General features: G+C 50.5%; 13 protein-coding genes. 3 read left to right on the top strand and 10 right to left on the bottom strand.

Annotation, left to right across the window (positions count from 1 at the left end; translation table 11 throughout):
• The first annotated feature begins 119 nt into the window (after positions 1-119).
• Complete coding sequence (locus tag FH974_RS16565) at positions 120-3,029, top strand: AMP-binding protein (RefSeq protein ID WP_047887672.1); 2,910 nt, start codon at positions 120-122, stop codon at positions 3,027-3,029.
• A gap of 80 nt (positions 3,030-3,109) precedes the next feature.
• Here the strand turns inward: FH974_RS16565 and FH974_RS16560 are convergent, their stop codons facing one another.
• From FH974_RS16560 to FH974_RS16530, 6 genes are all read right to left on the bottom strand, one after another.
• Complete coding sequence (locus FH974_RS16560; protein WP_047887671.1) at positions 3,110-4,285, bottom strand: ABC transporter ATP-binding protein; 1,176 nt, start codon at positions 4,283-4,285, stop codon at positions 3,110-3,112.
• A 93-nt stretch (positions 4,286-4,378) separates the two neighbouring features.
• Entirely contained in the window at positions 4,379-6,688 is a 2,310-nt protein-coding gene (locus FH974_RS26225; RefSeq protein WP_242551941.1) for an HAD-IA family hydrolase, read from the bottom strand.
• 159 nt (positions 6,689-6,847) lie between these two features.
• Positions 6,848-8,131 carry an extracellular solute-binding protein gene (locus FH974_RS16545; protein WP_047887731.1) on the bottom strand — a complete coding sequence of 428 codons (1,284 nt, stop codon included), beginning with the start codon at positions 8,129-8,131 and terminating at the stop codon, positions 6,848-6,850.
• A 6-nt stretch (positions 8,132-8,137) separates the two neighbouring features.
• Positions 8,138-9,082, bottom strand: a complete 945-nt coding sequence (locus FH974_RS16540) for a carbohydrate ABC transporter permease (RefSeq protein WP_047887730.1) — start codon at positions 9,080-9,082, stop codon at positions 8,138-8,140.
• 16 nt (positions 9,083-9,098) lie between these two features.
• Positions 9,099-10,004 carry a carbohydrate ABC transporter permease gene (locus tag FH974_RS16535; protein ID WP_047887670.1) on the bottom strand — a complete coding sequence of 302 codons (906 nt, stop codon included), beginning with the start codon at positions 10,002-10,004 and terminating at the stop codon, positions 9,099-9,101.
• A gap of 103 nt (positions 10,005-10,107) precedes the next feature.
• The gene (locus FH974_RS16530) at positions 10,108-11,031 is read right to left on the bottom strand and encodes a LysR family transcriptional regulator (RefSeq protein ID WP_207103945.1); all 924 of its coding nucleotides are present in this window, start codon (positions 11,029-11,031) and stop codon (positions 10,108-10,110) included.
• Between the two features lie 368 nt (positions 11,032-11,399).
• Between FH974_RS16530 and FH974_RS16525 the strand changes: the two genes are divergently transcribed.
• Positions 11,400-11,600 carry a hypothetical protein gene (locus tag FH974_RS16525; RefSeq protein ID WP_146149673.1) on the top strand — a complete coding sequence of 67 codons (201 nt, stop codon included), beginning with the start codon at positions 11,400-11,402 and terminating at the stop codon, positions 11,598-11,600.
• Between the two features lie 206 nt (positions 11,601-11,806).
• Here the strand turns inward: FH974_RS16525 and FH974_RS16520 are convergent, their stop codons facing one another.
• Both FH974_RS16520 and FH974_RS16515 read right to left on the bottom strand, forming a co-directional pair.
• A complete protein-coding gene (locus FH974_RS16520; RefSeq protein ID WP_207103944.1) occupies positions 11,807-12,166 on the bottom strand; it encodes a diacylglycerol kinase in 360 nt (119 codons plus the stop codon).
• An 8-nt stretch (positions 12,167-12,174) separates the two neighbouring features.
• A complete protein-coding gene (locus tag FH974_RS16515; protein WP_047887667.1) occupies positions 12,175-13,788 on the bottom strand; it encodes a phosphoethanolamine transferase in 1,614 nt (537 codons plus the stop codon).
• A 304-nt stretch (positions 13,789-14,092) separates the two neighbouring features.
• Between FH974_RS16515 and FH974_RS16510 the strand changes: the two genes are divergently transcribed.
• Positions 14,093-15,055 carry a trypsin-like peptidase domain-containing protein gene (locus tag FH974_RS16510; RefSeq protein ID WP_053061943.1) on the top strand — a complete coding sequence of 321 codons (963 nt, stop codon included), beginning with the start codon at positions 14,093-14,095 and terminating at the stop codon, positions 15,053-15,055.
• A gap of 37 nt (positions 15,056-15,092) precedes the next feature.
• On the opposite strand, the gene FH974_RS16505 is transcribed toward FH974_RS16510, so the two are convergent.
• Complete coding sequence (locus FH974_RS16505) at positions 15,093-15,749, bottom strand: Qnr family pentapeptide repeat protein (RefSeq protein WP_047887666.1); 657 nt, start codon at positions 15,747-15,749, stop codon at positions 15,093-15,095.
• A 153-nt stretch (positions 15,750-15,902) separates the two neighbouring features.
• Entirely contained in the window at positions 15,903-16,493 is a 591-nt protein-coding gene (locus FH974_RS16500) for a hypothetical protein (RefSeq protein ID WP_053061942.1), read from the bottom strand.
• Between the last annotated feature and the right edge of the window lie 191 nt (positions 16,494-16,684).

Here is a 16,684-nt window from a genome sequence, read left to right as displayed (position 1 = left end):
CCCTACTCTGTCATTGCGACTTTCTGTAGCCATCACCGTCCGTTCCTGCATTTTCCCTTCTGTTGTCTACACTTGTAGGCAGATAATTGAAATCAAATACCATTAGCAGGGTGTGCACGATGCCGGACAGCCATATCCCCCATTCGACTGCGGAACTGGATCCTAAACAGGCTGCCCAACAGTTGCTGGCACTCATCGAACAACTGGCCAGTGAAGCCAATCAAGGCACATCGGCCTTACCCGAGATACAGCTGGACAGTCAGTTGGACAGCGATCTGGGTTTTGACAGTTTAATCCGGGCTGAGCTCATCCAGCGTACAGAAGTCTGCTTTGCCGTACCTTTGTCTGATCAGGCACTGGCGACCATAGAAACCCCGCGCGATCTCCTTAACGAAGTGTTCAGTGCCCTCCAGGCTCCCAGTGCAGTAAAAGCCAATATTGGCGAAATTCATCTGGAAAAAGCAGAAAAAGCCCCGGAACAAGTGGAAACCTTGCAGGAGCTACTGGACTGGCATGTGCAGCATCATCCGGATCGCCCTCACCTGTATGTCTACCAAAATGCCGATGACGTGGAAATCATCAGTTATCAGGTGCTTCATGAACGTGCGCGAAAAATCGCGCAGGGGCTGCTGGCGGCGGGGATAGAGCCGGGGCATACCGTTGCCATTATGCTGCCAACCTGCAACGAGTATTTTTTCTGCTTTTACGGCATCTTGTACGCACGGGCAATTCCGGTTCCGATATATCCGCCGGCACGGCCATCTCAGCTGGAAGATCACCTGATGCGCCATGCTAAAATCTTGCAGAATGCAGACGCGCGTATGCTGATCACCGTCAACGAAGCCAAACCGCTATCCCAGCTGCTGCGCATGCAGGCAACCAGCATTGAGCACATCGTAACACCGGATGAAATCGCCCCCGATCAGGACTATGTGCATGTCGGGCAAGCCAAAGCAGATGATATCGCGTTTTTACAGTATACCTCCGGCAGTACCGGCACTCCGAAAGGCGTCACCCTGACACATCGCAACCTGCTGACCAACGTCCGGGCCATGGGCAAGGCCGTCGGCGCGACGCCTGATGACGTGTTTATCAGCTGGCTGCCGGTCTATCACGACATGGGACTTATCGGAGCCTGGTTTGGCAGTCTCTACCATGCCATTCCGCTGGTTATTATGTCGCCGCTGTTGTTCCTGGCCAAACCGCAGCGCTGGTTGTGGGCGATCCACCATCACAAAGGCACCCTGTCTGCCGCCCCGAATTTTGCCTATGAACTGTGCGTCAACAAAATCGATGAGCGTGATCTGCAAGGGCTGGATCTCAGCAGTTTGCGCCGGGCCTGGAACGGTGCCGAACCCATCAGTGCCGATACCATGGCCCGTTTTACCGAACGCTTTGCCCGGTACGGTTTTCGCCCGGAAGCGATGGCGCCGGTTTACGGACTGGCGGAATCTACCGTCGGGCTGACCTTCCCGATGCAACCCCGAGCCCCACGGGTGGAATATATTGACCGCGATACCTTTTTTCGCTCCGGGCAAGCCATCGCGGTAACATCCAACAAACCAGAGAAGCCTCAACACCAACCTGGCTCAACGCCTCACACCAGCCCGACCCCTCACCCCGATCATACCTTTGCCGATAGCCTGCCCTTAATCGGATTGGGCCATCCGTTACCGGGGCACCAGATCCGGATTGTTGACAGCCAAGGGCGGGAGCTGCCGGAACGCCAGGAAGGAGAGCTGGAATTTAAAGGACTGTCATCCACGCAGGGCTATTACCGCTCACCGGAAAAAACGCAAGAGTTATATCACCAGGACTGGCTGAGGACCGGCGACCGCGGCCTGACCATCGACGGAGAACTGTTTCTGACCGGACGCTGCAAAGACATCATCATCAAAGCCGGTCGTAACATTTATCCCCATGAGCTGGAGGCTGCCGTCAGCCAGCTACCCGGGGTACGCAAAGGATGTGTGGCAGCATTTGCTCATACCAACACCCGAAACGGCACAGAGCAACTGATTGTGCTGGCCGAAACGAACTTGCGCACGGAAGAGGATAAAACGGCGCTTCGTAACCGGATTCAGGCCGCGGCTCAGGAGGTACTGGGCATTCCCGTTGACGATATTGCCTTGTGCCCGCCCCATACCGTCCCGAAAACCTCCAGCGGTAAAATTCGCCGTTCTTCCTGCCGCCATCTGTATGACACCGGCACACTCAATGCCCCACAGCGTGCCGTCTGGTGGCAGACCCTTCGGGTTGCGGTGGCGGGTATGCAGCCGACCCTGAACCAGTTTGTTCGTCAGGCAAAAAGTTACCTGTTTGCCGGCTATATGTGGCTGATACTGGGATTACTGGCTCCGCCGGTGTGGTTGCTGGTTGCCCTGCTGCCAAGCCACCTCGCTTGGCGGGTCACCCGCTGGGGCGCGCGTACTCTGCTTTGGCTAACCGCGACGCCGTTTACGGTGCAGGGCAAATCTCACCTGCCACCGAAAGGTACACCCGGTATTCTGGTGGTCAATCACGCCAGCTATCTCGACGGTATCATGGTGATTGCAGCGACAGACCGCGAATTACAGTTTGTGGCCAAGTCGGAATTACTGGGGAATACCTTCGCCCGTATTTTTCTGGAAAAGCTGGGCACTCACTTCGTTGAACGGTTTGATACCGAAAAAAGCCTGAGTGACAGCCAGAAGCTGGCCGAGGCCTCCATGCGCCCCAGCCCCCTGACCATTTTTCCAGAAGGCACCCTTTACCGCATGGCTGGGCTGCATGATTTCCATCTCGGCGCGTTTCAGATTGCGGTGGACAAGCAACTGCCCGTGATCCCTGTTACGCTGCGCGGCACCCGATCCATGCTGCGTGACCAGTCATTATTTCCGCGGCGCAGCGCAATCGACGTCATCATCGGCCAACCGATTTATCCGAACGGGGAAGACTGGCATGCCGTCCTGACCCTGAGAAACCGAGCCCGGGCAGAGATTCTCGCCCAATGTGGTGAGCCGGATCTGGCACATGAAACCACCCGATAAACGCCCTGATAGAAATCATCCTACGAGATAAGTACCGAACTGATTCGTTAATCAGCCAGATGCCGGTCGCCAGATGCCTATCAGCCAAGCAACAAAGCCTGCTCGGTGTCGATATCAAACAGATGGCAATGATTCATATCAAATTGCATCAGTCTGTTGTCGCCATGGCGGATGTCCTGCGCCGGATCAAACGGGATCCTGGCCACCAGCTTATCGTCACCGGTCTGAAAATACAGGTACAGTTCATTGCCCATCGACTCAACAACATCGATACGGTGCCATTTCTGGCTCTGGGGCGCCTTTTCGCGTGGATTGACATCCGGCACCGTTGCATCATTCAAATCATTCTCAGACATACTGACGACATGAATGTGCTCCGGTCGCAACCCGAACCAGATCTGATGCCCTAATTTATGCGTAACTTGTTGTGCTTTATCCGCAGGAAGCGGCAATTTCATGCCATTTCCCAGCTCGATAAATGTCATACCGGATTCTGCCTGCACTCTGGCTTTCACCAGATTCATCGCCGGTGAACCAATGAACCCGGCGACAAACTTGTTGGCCGGGTAACGATACAGGTTCATGGGCGTGTCCACCTGCATGATTGTTCCCTGATTAAGCACGCAGATACGATCGCCAAGAGTCATGGCTTCCACCTGATCGTGCGTGACATAAATCATGGTGGCCGTCTGCCCTTCCGCTTTCAGATCATTGTGCAACTGAGCAATACTGACCCGAGTGGACACCCGCAATTTGGCGTCAAGATTAGACAATGGTTCGTCGAACAGGAAAACATCCGGTTTGCGAACCATTGCCCGTCCCAGCGCAACCCGCTGTCGCTGGCCACCAGACATTTCACCCGGTTTATTTTCCAGCAAATGGCTGATTTCCAACGTCTCTGCAGCCTCTCGGATCCGACTGTCTATGTCGTGCTTATCCAGCTTTTGCTGCCTCAGGCCAAAGGCCATGTTGTCGTACACCGACATATGCGGATACAGAGCATAGTTCTGAAACACCATCGCAATCCCCCGATCTTTTGGCGGCAAATCGTTCACCCGTTTGTCGCCAATCAGGATATCGCCACCGGAAATTTCTTCCAGACCGGCGATCATACGCAATGTGGTTGATTTGGCGCACCCTGACGGCCCGACAAAAACCATAAACTCACCTTCTTTGATCGTCAGGTCGATCCCCTTCACTGCTTTAAATCCGTTCGGGTAGGTTTTTGCTACGTCCCGAAGCACTACTTCAGCCATGTTTATTTTCCGTCTCTGTTCTGTTTTTCATGTTGTCAGCCCCAACTGGCCCTAGGCTTGCACATAGGGCCATTGGAGCCGATGCATCACGGCTTACGCCGTTTCAAGCAGGCTGGGTGAAAAGTCTGCCACTGAATGGAGGACAAAATCGGCGTAAGGGCGTAATTCTTCCTCAGTCGCGGTTCCGGTCAGCACGCCAATCCGACGGGCACCGGCATTGCGGCCGAATACCATGTCAGACACGGTATCGCCAAACATCACCACCTGATCCGGCGTCAGATCACAATGGGCACAAAACGCATTCATTAACGCTGGCGCGGGTTTCGGGGCAATATCGCCGTCGGAGTAACCAATGAAGTCAAACAATCCCAGCAGACCAGATTGCTCTAAGGAGTACAGCGTGGCGGCTTTGGTGTCAGCGGTGGCGATTCCCAGCTTATAGCCCATTTGTTTCAGTTTAATGAGCGATTCTTCAATCCCCGGCAGAGCCTGGATCAGCTCTGGCTGCGCTTCGACTTGCTGATTAAACAAGGTTTTCACCTGACACGTAAAAGCGTCACGAGAGCAGGAAGGTTGTAACATGGCATACCAGGCATCGGCAGTGTCTTCAACCGGGTTCGATGCCAGCAAACCATGGTTATCGACCCGTTCACCGAACACGCCGATTGCTGTCAGCAGGCTTTGCGCCGTCACGTCGCTTGATGCATCATCAGTTTCTGCATCGATTTTTTCATCGGTTATGTCACTGCGGGCCGGGTACGCCGCCAACAACGCGTTGACAACCCCCTGCGCCACCTTGAGCCACATGTGATGAAACTCCAGCAGGGTGCCGTCTTTATCAAACAACACGCCTTTGACTTTCTGCTGTTTACTCTGCGTACTCTGTTGCGTGGCCAGATGATTTGCCTGCTTGATAGCAGCCATGCTGTCGCTGGCCATCAGTTCCCCCCAGGTAGTCACCACTGGCTCAGCAAAGAGAACGTGCTGCCCGTTGAAAACGGGATTAATCAGCCCTTCAAATTCCCCACGTTCACCGCGGCTCAGCTGCGTATCGCTGGGCACAGTCCCGCGGCGAATATCCACCCGCAGCCAGTGGTAGCGTGCCATCTCGACTTCAACCTCGGTCTTGAGCCCGCTCCCTTCCAGTTGTAATGCCTGGCGGGCGATGACGTCACCGTCCGCGATAAATTCCGCGTAATAGTCATTCACCTTGTCCTTCACCGTCAGCTGAAAATGCACGACGCTGTCGCCGACATCCTGCCCCGGCAGCACGCTACCAAGATTAATACTGACCACCAGCCCGCATTGACGTTCCAGGTACACATGCCCGTTACGCAGTCCCGCCAAAATGCCTTCACCACTCAGGCCATGTGAAAACACGTATGTCGCCGGATCACCGTAAATCGACGGTGCTGTCGCTTTGGGGTTACGCTCGTGTGGTTCAAGGTGTGAATCGCTGCCGCCGACGCCGTAAATCCGGTGACCGCACTGCCACATAGCCGTTAACACTTCAAGTGCCTGCTCAGTGGAAGCCGGTGAAGTCGACCAGGTCGGATCGCAACAAATTTCCATCGTATCGACCTGCGCCAGCGGCATATCGGCATATTGCCAATGCCAGGGTTTCATCATCGGATGGTTAATGCTGATGTTCCCAAGGTGGCTGGACGCGCCTGGGATGTTCTTTCCTGCCATGGCAATGCCCTGCTCAATCAAGTCAGCACTGGCGTGTTTGGCCTCAAACATCGCCAATCCCCGACATGGACCATGCACATTGAAATGACCTTTGTCCGTCGTGATTTCGACACCCGGCAGAATCAGTGTGTGTTCGCTATCCGGCAACGCCGGGTGGCAAAGGTTATGCTCGGTCAGGAACATAAAATCCAGTTCCTGCGTTTCAATGATTGCGGCTGCGGCTTCCAGCGTATTGTGCCCGTCCGACAGCAGGGTATGAGCGTGCAAGTCCCCTTTGTACCAGCCTGCCGCCGGTTTTTTTAGCGCACTGTAATCAAACGCAATCCGGTTATCCGGTTGCAAATTCGGTACCGTTGGCAACCCCATCATCACCGGCGCAACATCAAACCGGATTTCGGCCTGGTACTGCATCGGTTTATGAGAGCGATCTTCCCCCTCCAGATTGTACAAGTGAAGTGACCAGGTACCAGCGGGCAACTCCCCCGCCAAGCCGCCCAACGAGGCGGAATCATGGGTAATCACTACGTCTTTTTCTGGCTTCATCCACAGAATTCCGGCACGCAGGTGCTGGTTGGCATCAAACAGGTAGGCGTAAAGAAACCCTTTTTTTACCGTAGTTCCTCTGAGGGAAATCGCTGTCGTACCTTCAAGTACCTCAAACGTTTCGATACGGCGGCCAAAGGTCAGTTCACCGGAAAAATTCAGCATCATCATTTCTCATTCAACAGGATGGTCACAGAGCGCCCGGCAGCAAGGCATTGCCTCGAACAGACAAGCCTTACTACCGGTTTGTTTGGTAGATCTTCTTGAGAGCTCTTTGTAGATAGTTAGTGGTGGATAGCTCTTTGTATTAAGAGGTCGTGATTACGGCTAAGAACGATTCGCCCGATCCAACGCACGCTGTGCACGTTTTGCAGCCTGCTTCAGGGCTTTTTCAGCTGGAATATTCTCGATTTGCACCTGATCAGCCGCGATAGCCAACGCATCCATGATCTTGCCGTTTGTCGGATCCAAGAAGTCCATGCTGGCTGTCGCCGCTTGTTTCAGCGGGATCAGCGCCTGCGGATTTTTCTTCGTGTAGGTCTGATATTCATCCACATTTTTCACGCTTTCACGTACCGGGATATAACCGGTAAACATTGACCAACGTGCCGTATTCAGCGCATTGGTGTAGAAGTTCATAAACTCAAACGCCCCCTTTGCGGCTTTCTCATCGGTGCCGGTCGGCATCACAAAAATCTGCGCGCCCGCCTGAGGGGCGGCAGGATGTGCCCCCCAGCCCGGCTGTGTGGTTGCTGCCAGTTGGGTGAAATCAAGATCCCCCTGATCACCGGAAGATCCGGTATAGCCCAACGCGCGGCCTTTCATCACATCGTCGATCGTTTTGTACCAGTATTCCCAACCCTGACCACCGTGATGAATGCGCATGGTCTTGTCTTCGTGAATCCACTTACGGAAGCTTTCCCACACTTCAACCCATTCCGGCGAGTCAATCAGCACCGTTTTGCCGTCATCACTGATCACTTTTGCGCCGTTAGAAAAAGCGGCATCCATCAGGTTGTCTTTACCCCACATTGGCTCCCAGCCGTAGTAGGAAGTTTTCCCTTTGCCATCTTTCTCAGCCACTTTAGCCGCAACTTTAGCTACGCCCTGCCAAGTGGAGAGATCGGCCTCCGTAAAGCCATGTTCAGCCAGCTTAGCTTTGTTGTAGTAGAACACCTGAGTCGTTCCGTAGGCCGGCAGCCCGTAGACCGTTCCGTCCGGGTATGTCACCTGCTGACGAAACGCCGGAATGAAATCCTCAAAGTTGAATGAAGCATTCATGTACGGGCGCAGATCGCGAACTAGCTCTCGGCCAGCCATAGATTCCGCCTGCACCGAGTTCAGCAGCACAAACTCCGGTGCCGTTTTTGATGCCATCCCGGCCTGTAGTTTCTGGTAGGTCTCTTTGTAGTTACCCTGTAACGCACCTTTGATAACGTATTCATCCTGACTGTTGTTAAATTCATCAATCAGCTTGGCCATCATTTGCTGCGGCTTGGTTCCACCGGAGTACCAGAAATTGACTTCCGTTTGCGCCATGGCACTGCCTGCTAAAGTCAATGAGCTGGTTGCGTAGCCTGCACATACAATTGCGAGTGTTTTTAGTTTCATATCCATTTACTCTTTCACACCATTATCGGCAATGCCGGACAAAATTGTTTTTTGACAAATCATGAACAGGATCAGCAGCGGCAACACCGCAATCGTGCTGGCAGCCATAATTTGCGACCAGTTAAGGCCATAGTTCCCTTCAGCAATAAAGAACTGACGGATACCTGTAGCGATCAGGTGAAGCTCCTGCGAGGTGATCACTAAGCTCGGCCACATGTAGCTGTTGTAGTTGGTAATAAACGTGATGAGGAACAAGGTCGCGAGTGCTGCCTTACACTGCGGCAACACGATAGCCCACAGAATTTTCAGCTCCCCGGCACCGTCTATACGCGCAGCTTCAACCAGCGACGGATGAATTTTCAGAAAGACCTGACGCAGATAAAACACCCCGAACACACTGGCTGCATTGGACAGTACCAGCCCGGTATGGCTGTCGAGCAGCCCCATACGCGCCAGCGTGATATAGGATGGGATATATGTCACCGCCCCCGGCAGCATGTAGCAGGCCATCACCACGACATAGAGCACGCCACGGGCTCGAAACCGCAACTGCGTAATGGCGTAGGCAAACATCGAAGAGGTGACCAGTACCAGTAAAGTGGTCATCAATGCGACCGAAAAACTGTTGAAGATGTACTGCCCGAAAGGCGCCAGCGCGAATGTTTCGGAAAATGTTTCCCAGCGGATCTGAGCCGGAATGATGTTGAGAGGATTGGCAAATATCTCGTCATTCGATTTCATTGAACCGGACAGCATCCAGATGAAGGGAAAAACCATCACAATGCCGGACAACGAGAGAAACACATGCTTTACCGCTGTTATGCCTGCTGCCCGCCAAGATGAGCACAGTCGCTTCGTGGCTGCCGTGTCAGCCGATGGGGTGCCCTGTTCAAGTGGCTTATTTTCAAAAGGCTTAGATTCAAAAGGCTTAGATTCAAATGTCGATTGCATAACCATCGCGAATTCCTCAGTAATACACCCAGCGTTTACCCATAATGGTGTTAACCAGTGTCAGCACCCCAGTTATCAGCAGGATAATTAACGACGTAGCCGCCGCCGGCCCCATGTCATATTGCTCAAATGCCTGCTGGTAGAAGAGATAAAGCAAGGTGCGGGTACTGCCGCTCGGCCCACCTTGTGTCAGGATCTGGAACTGATCAAAGGCCTGAATCGCAGTGATCATGTTGACGATCACCAGAAAAAACGTGGTGGGGGAAATCAGCGGCAGCGTGATTTTGAAAAAACGGGTTACCGGGCTGCAACCATCAATCAACGACGCTTCATAGAGCGAAACCGGAATCTTATTCAGCGCACTAATGTAAAACAGCATGGTCCAGCCGATGGCCTGCCAAACGGTGACAATGATGACTGCAATCATGGCGCTGTCACCGCTTTCCAGCCAGGTAATGGGTGCCATGCCCAATTTGGCCAGCAGCAAATTAGCCAGACCGGCTTTGGTCTCAAACACCCACGACCAGACAATCGATATAGCGACAGTCGGGGTGATCCAGGGAGAAAAAATGACCGCCCGATAAAGCTGGCTGCCGGAAAAGTTCTTCTGCAACAGCAAGGCAAACATCAATCCCAACGCGACGGTCGGAATGACTACCCCCAAAGCAAACAGGAATGTGTTCATCAGCGCCTGATGAAAGTCGCCGTCTTCCAGCATGTACTGGTAATTTTCGATGCCAACCAGATCATAGGCAGGTGAAATATAATCCCAGTCCGTAAAGCTGATATACACGCTCCAGCCAAAAGGAATGATCCAGAATGCCAGCAAAGGTACCATCAGAGGGGCAATGAACAGCAGCACCCTGGCATTGCTATGAAGCACTCTGGCATTGCTTTGAAATGTTTGCAGCGTAAGTTTCATGATTCGAGTCGTTCTGTGTCGAGATAGGGCTATCCTAGGCAGGCTCTGTGACAGGTATATTTGAACCAGCGTCATATTTTCCTTTGCCTGCCATAAGTTTTTCTTAGGGGGTATATCCCGACAGATAAGTCGAAGTAAGGGGATGAGCTTCTTCCGTGACCTGGGTTTGCTGATGCAGCCAGTCACAGAAAAAATTCACTTTGACCGCACGTTTATTAGGGGTGATCAGATAATGGCCGGATTCAGAAGGCATTGCCCCTTCGAGTGCCAGCACCACCCTTCCGGCCAGCAGATCCCGCTCCGCCACTAACGAGCGCACTAGCATCATGCCAATCCCCTGTTTGACGGCTTCCAGTCCGTGCAGGGAATTGCTCAACTCCAACTGCACGTTAGGGACCACCGCTACCCGCTTGTGATGTGTCAGCCACTGCATCCAACTTTCTTCATAACCTTTGACCTGAATAGCCGGCAGGCTGGACACATCACCACGAGCCAGCGCCTCACTGTGCTGTGTTTTAAAGGTCGGCGAACACACCATCAGCCATTGTTCCTGAAACAGCTTCTCTGCCCGGGTATGTTTGCTGTCGATAAATCCGTTGGTAATTTCCACATCTGCCTCAATACACGGTTCGCGGGATGGCCAGTCCACCAGCGACAAATCGAGGCGTATAAAAGGAAACTTGGTGGTGAAATCTTTCAGTTTGGGGATCAGCCAGTTATGGCCGATAGAATGATTAGCTTTAACCCGCAAGACATCGGGCTGCTGTTTACCGAAGAGCATTTCCGTTTGCAATCTGAGGTGTTGCAGGGATCCCGTTACCGCAGGCAAATACTGTTGAGCGGCCGACGTAAGGCTGACGCCACGCTGGCTGCGCTCGAACAGTTCACAGCCGAGAAACTGCTCCAGACTCTTCAACTGTTGGCTGACAGCGGCCTGGGTAACGTGCAGTTCGCGCGCCGCTGCACCAATGGAACCCAACCGGGCAACCGCTTCAAATGCAACCAGTGCACGTAGTGGAGGCAACATCCTTTACCCTCGTTAAAAAACAGGCAAAGTAATGCAACCAGTTGACAGTAAAGTTACATCAGCAAGACACTATGATGACACAAGGGAAAATTAACCATGAACAAAATACGTGAAATTCAAAGCATATCCAGACGGATAGCAGCATAATCCTCTGTTTTGTCGTTTTTATGAAGCTTATCAACAAACCGGTAATCACATCCCCCGGAAAGTGGTCATACCGGATGAAGAGTGATAATAAAGGCGCTGTATTTTATTTTCCGCACTTTTGGTCGCTTAGCATCCTGCCAACGCCAGTCAGGAAAATAAAATACACATAACGAAAAGCATCGCTGACAAGGTGTCAGCCGCTTGATAAGGAGTGTTTATTTATGTTGTGCCCAGAATGCAACCAACCTATGGTGAAAACGAAAGATAACCAGAATCAGTGTGTCGACATTAATTGTCCGCCGACCCGTACTCACTGCCCTAAGTGTGATTCTGCCAATACGGATATCACCAGCAAGAGCATCAGCGATGCCACGTTGGTCTGCCGCGATTGTGACGAGCAATGGACAATCTCTCGTAGCTAATTGCGAATCGTTTACTAATATGATGTTTACTAAGGTGATCGCTCATTAAGGGGGGAGTCGCGAGGTATATCGCGCACACTACGCCATTGGGCGAAACGAAGCGTATAAGCCACTTAGAGACAAAAGGCTGCCCGAAGGCAGCCTTTTGTCGTTGAACGCTATTGCTGGAATAGTTAACGAGAAGCTGTCTGTTAACTTTCTCAGCTTCAGAACAGTAAAATCACCAGCCAGGTCAGTCCGCACAGAATCATACTGACCATCACCGCCGCAGAGCCAATATCTTTCGCCCGACCTGACAGATCATGGTATTCATCACTGATGCGATCGACCACCGCTTCAATGGCGGAGTTCAGCAGCTCCACAATTATGACCAGCACGACGCTGGCAATCATAGCCAGACGCTCAATCGGGGTCACCGGTAACCACCAACTGACCACCACGGCAGCCACCAGAATCATCACTTCCAATCGGAAGGCTTCTTCATGCCGCCAGGCTGCCATCAGTCCTTTTGCCGAATAGCCTGCTGCATTAAAAATTCTTTTTACGCCTGTTGCTCCGGGTTTCATGATGAACGTTATTCCTTACAAATAGCAAAAATATCTAAATGAGCATCGTACTCACGGGTTTGTACCTGCATCATGCCCAGCACAGTGTGAAACAGGTTATCGTGCGACAAGTCTGCTTTTCTGGCCAGTCTGCTAACGCATTCCCTGTTTATCTTGTGCTGCCGCTGATACGACGCTGAAAACCAGGTAATCATCGGCACTCGGGTTTGAGTTTCCGGAGCGATAGTATAAGGCATTCCATGCAAATAAATGCCCTTTTCACCCAGCGATTCCCCATGGTCAGACAGATAAAGCATCGCGGTGTTCACCGTATCGCCCATCCTTTTTAGCTTGATAATGACCTGGCTCAGAATGTAATCGGTGTACACCAACGTATTGTCGTAGGTATTGAGCAGGGCTGCCGCCGAACAATGTTGTATTTCGCTGCTTCGACATACGGGTTTGTACACTTCAAACGACTCCGGATAACGCTGGTAATAAGTCGGACCGTGACTTCCTAAAAGGTGCAAAACAATAATTCCGTCACCTTTCAGTGCTGCCAGCTCCTTATCCATATTTTTCAGCAAGATACCATCAAAGCATATCCCGTTAGGACAGAGGGCAGCATCCTGATCCGGTGTGATCTGAATATGCCTCACCCGATCCGAGACCCCTTTACTGCCACTGTTGTTGTCTTTCCACAGCACATCAATTCCGGCATGCTGCAGTACATCCAACAACCCTTCCTGTCGCCGGGCAAGAGCAGCACTATACTCCTCTTGGCGCATATTGGAAAACATGCAAGGCAATGAAGCCGCAGTGGCAGTCCCGCATGACGCGACCTGACGAAACGCGTGAACATCTTCGTGGATTAAAAAAGGATTGGTATTGCGTGAATACCCGTTGAGGGCATAATTTGAGGCCCTGGCGGTCTCCCCGACAACCAGTACCATCACATTCCGCGACGTGTTACCGGCATTCAGATTCACCGCATCGGTACCGATTTGAGTGAATGGAACCCTTGATTCATACCACCGGTTCTTGAGCACCCGAAATCCGGCACTGGTGTAGCTTGTCGGGTTAATCAATGATTTTACTTCGCTATGGTTACGCAGCAACGAAGCATAATCTTTGTAATACACCCCAGCGATTACGACTAGAATCAGCACCGATGCACTCAAACTCAAGCATTTTGATATCAGCAATCGCCGTTTTGTTTCAGGAAAACGAACCTCTGCCCGTTGTACCGCCCATAGCGGCAATACGACTAGCCCCAAAAACCACCACAATACAGACAGGGACAGATAACTGGTGGCTTCATGGAAGTCTGTTTCGAAAATGTTCACCATCATGCCGTAATCGAAGACCACACCAAACTGGCTCATGCCATAGGTCACCGCCGTAGATGCCACAACCAGCACCATCAGCATCCAGCGATACCCTCTGGGCCAAATCAAGACGGTAAAAACCAGATTCATCAGGGTCAGAATGACTAATGGCAAGCTGAGTGCAAAACCCCAGCTCCACCCCGGCTGCTGATAAAAGAGCACCGCCAGGTGTTGCCACAAGGCAATATTCTGAAACAGCGTAAAATACAGGGCGACAATGAGGGTAAACGTGGAGCTACTTAAGCGGTATCTCATATCCACAGCCTTGATATGCACATATAGGAACAGCGTTCAATTTAATCAAGTGCGCAATAGTATGAGATTTTAGTTTGTGACAATGTATGGGATTGTCATCGTCCTTTAGGTCATCAGGATAAGGACTGTAATTATCAAATGAAAAACGACTTCATTCGACGATTCCAGACCGCTATTTTCTCTTTTTTTGTTCAGCAATTAACATTTTTAATCTTCAGAGATACTCTAAAAGTAAATTTCTCATTAATATAGGAATAAATAGTCATCCCTATTTATTTTCTCATTATATTATCGGGACATAAGTGTGAATAAAAATAAAATAACAATTGGGTTTATCACTGCTGCTTTCTTTTTAACTGGCTGTCAAACAACAATGACCAGTGCCGATTTTTTATATAATCAATATAGAGCTAAGCCAAACAACAAGGCTTATTCAATTGGTACTAACAATGTTGCCGGAGCAGCATGGGGAGCAGAAACAGAAGAAGAAGCCATTCAGATGGCAAATAAAACATGTATTAAGTCTGGTGGTAAAAATTGTAACGTCACTGAAGTAAATGGGATTCCAATGTCAAACGGAGCTCTACAAAGTTTTGATGTCGCTCCTTATAATAAACCCACAGTCAATAATTATAACTATATCTACCAAGGCATAAGTTATGTTCCAGATCTAAATAAGAGAGCATCAGGTTTCTTTATCAGTAGCGAGCACCTACTTACAACCAGCCAGATGGTTGACTCATGTACTAAAATAAGTTTTGAACGTAATGGTCAACTTCACGATACAACCGTCTTACGAGCAGACAAAAACAATGGTCTAGCCGTGCTAAAGCTAAACTCGCCTGTCAGTAACTATGCAAAAATCAGCTCACAAACAAAAACAAAACAAGGTGATAAAACCTACACCTTTGGGTATGACCTATCCGATGTTGTAAACTCAAAAATTCCATCCTATCAAGGAAAGATCACAGATGGGATTATCAGTTCAGCGCTAGGTAAAAATAATGATATTCGCTTCATGAAAACAACCAATGAGATAAATAATGGAAACATTGGTGGGCCTGTTGTCTCTGAATATGGTGATGTAATAGGAATTATAACTAATATTAATAAGGATGCAATTAAATCCTCTATGATCAACTTGTTCCTGAATGAATCAGAAGTACGAATTCAAAACTCAACTAACAAGAAAAAAGTCACTACATCTGAGATCGCTGAAAAAAGCCAAGGTTTCACAGTTCCACTTGTTTGCTTAAAGCAGGCTTAATTTAAATAAGCCCACTCTCATTTAGTGGGCTCTCTTTCTACCCCTGCAACACTAAAATACCCAGGTTCTCCAATAGCTGAGTTTGCTGCCATTCGCAGATAGTGACATTTTCAAGGTTGACCCGTCTGACATCCAGTCCGCTCAGATCAACATGGCTGAGATTTGCCCCCGTTACATCAAACTGCCCCCAGACATCCTGAGAGAACTCCCCGTTGGTCAAATCCGCCCCTTTCATTGATGTCCCCAGCAGGTTGGCGCCAGTCCAGCGATTTTCAAACAGCTCGCATTCATCCAAAGCAACATCTTCCAGGTCGGCATAGGACAGATTGCAGCGCGTGATGTACGCCGAGCACACATAAGTATTTTGTGTCAGATAGTTAGCAAAGCGACCACGTTGAAACGATGCCCCCTGAAGCTGGCAGTCACGCATTTCGACGCCAAACAATTCAGCGCCATAGAAGCTGGCCATGCTGAGATTACAGTGCTTGAAGCTCGCCTCCTTCAGGTTGGTATAGCTGAATGAGCAGCCGTCCTGCTCACCCCGTTCAATAAACTGGCAATGCACAAATTGCGCCTCACTCAAATCTGCCCGGCTGAAATCACACCGGATGAAAATGCAGTGCTCAAAAGTTGCCTGCTGCAGATCATCACCGGTAAATTTCTGGTCATGATAAGTGGTGTGAGTAACGTGCATGTGTTCGTTTCCTGTATCGGGGTTAAGCTCAGACGAAAATCGCGTAATGGCGCGCAGTCTTTTAATTCTTAATTTGTGTTATCGAAATTTTCGAGGGTATTGACCGCTGATTGACGGGTAATGCGATGAAATCCTCAGCGACTTTAAACAGGGTTATTCAACACGCTCGTACGTCTTTTCCATTTCATCCGGCGCAATGCCATACCCGCCATCTGACAAGTAGCCATTTTTGTACACCGTCATGCCCTGCTCATTCCAGTCAACCGCAATGATCGCGGTACTTCCGTCCTGACTGCCCAACCAATTCAAAACTTCTTCCGTGATCGGGATGGCCTTAATAGTTTTCACTCGTTTAAACGGCATAAAACTGTCAAACAGCGGTAATTCACCGTAGTTTTTTGTCCAGATATCCTGCGGCACCAGCCATTCGTTATACACAGCGCCAATCACCGGTTCCGGGTTTCGGGCAATCACGATACCTTCGGAAACCACATTTTCCGTTTCCAGTTTAGGTTTACCATCTTCACCCGCCACATAGGTTGGGAAAGGTTTGCCCATCTCGACTGCATGCGGTAAACGGCCCAGCGTGACGGCTTTTTTTCGGTATTCAGGAGCACTTTCTAACGCCGTCATCACTTCTGGAATTGACTGAAAGACAACCGGCGTGCTCTCCGTCGTCTCAGCCTGAATATAACCAACAGGTAAAAGCAGCATGGCCACAATAGTCAGTAAAGGCGTATTCATTCTTTCTCTCATTCTTTTTCAGCTGACATCCTATGGTAATACCTCACAAAAAAAATTGGTAATAATCATGTAAATTGATGGCGGCAATGGCCTGATATCGGTCAGTTTTTGCGCGCCTGAATGATTGAGTTTATCAGAACTAACTGCGATTTTGTGCTAGTACCATAGCCAACGTAATACCTGAGGGCGAC

The organism is Photobacterium ganghwense (genome assembly GCF_017329545.1).
In the GTDB taxonomy this organism is placed as follows: Bacteria; Pseudomonadota; Gammaproteobacteria; order Enterobacterales; family Vibrionaceae; genus Photobacterium; species Photobacterium ganghwense.
The sequence above is the reverse complement of the archived record's forward strand: the minus strand, read 5'-3'. Positions and strand labels throughout refer to the sequence as shown.